Genomic DNA, 1975 nt, shown 5'->3' with positions numbered 1-1975 from the left:
GACAACCCGCCCCCGGGGCCAGTGGAAAGGCCGCCTCCTGGGCCAGTTGAGAGTCCACCTCCCGGTCCGGTGGACAGTCCTCCGCTGGGACCGGTAGATAGTCCTCCGCCTGGTCCTGTCGACATGCCGCCGCCGGGGCCGGTGGACATCCCACCCCCTGGTCCTGTCGACATGCCGCCGCCCGGCCCCGTGGACATCCCACCCCCTGGGCCCGTAGACATACCGCCGCCCGGCCCGGTGTACCGGTCTCGCGGCCAACCTCTTCGAGTAGTCATGGGTCATAGTCTGACGCTCACCACTGACAACGACGCTGCGACCGTAGAGGACGGCGACCGTAGATCACTCAGGTTGAATGACAGGATGGTTTTCCTGCAGTTGAGTGCTGCATGATGTTGTGGTGCTGATGGCCTACATCGACGAGTCTGGCAACACTGGTGCCGTTGAACGGGGAGGCACCCTGACGTACACCCTTGGGTGCGTCCTGATAGAAGATCACAACTGGGCTACCTCGTTCGATGAGGCTGTCGCCTTCCGGAGGCGCCTACGGGACAAGTTCGGCGTACTCATGCGCTCAGAGCTCAAGGCCAACTTCCTTCTACGGAACAGCGGAAGCATCCGACAGCTAGGCATTGGGCCAAGTGGTCGGAAGGTCATCTACCGAGCTCACATGCGAGTCTTGGCGGATCTGCGAGCCAAAGCCTTCGCCATCATCATTGACAAGCGGGCTGTTGAGCTCAGTGACGGAGCATGTTTCGAACTTGCCTGGACAACGCTGCTTCAACGCCTGGAGAGAGCTAGCCACGCAGCACAGACGCCGATCATGATCTTTCACGACGAAGGTGAAGACGATCATGTTCGGCGCCTCGTACGAAAGTCCCGTCGGCACATGACCGCTGGTAGCGCATATGGAACGGGCTCTCTTAAGGTTCCCGCGCGGATGCTAGTTGACGACCCCGTGCCGCGGCGCTCGGACCACTCCTACTTCATCCAGTTTGCCGATCTTGTGGCTTATGCGGCCTTTCGCGCATACGTGCCGCCTTCGCGCTCGATCTCTGCGGTATGCCCTGCGGATATGTGGCTTGAGCTCGGTGATGCCATGAGGCGCGAGACCAATAGGTTGTCCGGCGGCCCAGCGCCCGGAATCGTCGTGCGAAAAAGTTAAGGCCCCCTGGCATCACCAGGGGGCGGAAAGTGCCTAGCCGCAGCATGAGCCACGGGTCAGCGCTTGAGTCCACCGTACGGCAAAAGCCCTTCGGAGCGGAACCAGACGGGCGAGTGAGGGGTGTGAAGGTTCTTTCAGCTACCTGAGAGAGCTGATCGGCTTCCTCACCCACCACTTCCCTAGCTCCCATCCCGTCCGCCGTCGACCCACACACCGTGGAGCGGGCGTGGTTCAGGGCGTCCAGGTGGAGCGCGCCACTGTACGAACGACCTGGACGCCCTGGGCCGCGTCTGCTCGGCTCTGCCTGGGTCGATGGTGGACGGGATCGGAGCCCTCCACGCACGCCGCCCACGGGCCTGCGGTCGGCGACGGCGCCCCCTCCATCCCGGTGCCGGCCGATCCCCCGCCGGAGGCATCGTCTTTGACCGCGGGCCGCTCTATGCGGTGATCGACTCATGGCTTCCGGCCCCATCCACATGTGGGCGCGCGTCGGCGTAGCGCGGGCGGAGCGGGCCGAAGGCAGGAGCGTCGCCCGGAGCGGAGCCGGGAAGCGCGCCCGGCGGAGCGGAGCGCAGCCGGGGCTTGATGAAGTAGGGAAACTCTTACCGCATCCGCCACTTGTGGCTCTCGGGTCGTCTCACAGGTGCCAGGTGCTGAGCTTCGTCAAGGCTTCGGCGCGGTCTTCGATGACCTTCATTCGGGCAAGCCGTTCGGCTTCGTGGTGGTGGGCGTCCTGGGCTGTGGTCTGGCCGGGCCACTTGCGGTAGAGGAGTCCGCACTCCTCGATGAACCATCCGGTGCTGACGGCGTTCA

At 64.2% G+C, this 1975-nt stretch carries 1 protein-coding gene and 1 pseudogene; one reads left to right on the top strand and one right to left on the bottom strand.

Translation table 11 applies throughout. From position 1 onward, the window contains the following. Positions 1 to 403 precede the first annotated feature (403 nt). Positions 404 to 1162, top strand: a complete 759-nt coding sequence (locus ABZ719_RS37605) for a DUF3800 domain-containing protein (RefSeq protein ID WP_366729662.1) — start codon at positions 404 to 406, stop codon at positions 1160 to 1162. Positions 1163 to 1799: 637 nt separating this feature from the next. Here ABZ719_RS37605 and ABZ719_RS37600 read toward each other — a convergent pair. Next, positions 1800 to 1975 (bottom strand): annotated as a pseudogene (locus ABZ719_RS37600) (glycosyltransferase family 2 protein); the annotation flags it as partial.

Origin of the sequence: Streptomyces sp. NPDC006743, assembly GCF_040703815.1 — a bacterium.
Classification (GTDB): Bacteria; Actinomycetota; Actinomycetes; order Streptomycetales; family Streptomycetaceae; genus Streptomyces.
The sequence above is the reverse complement of the archived record's forward strand: the minus strand, read 5'-3'. Positions and strand labels throughout refer to the sequence as shown.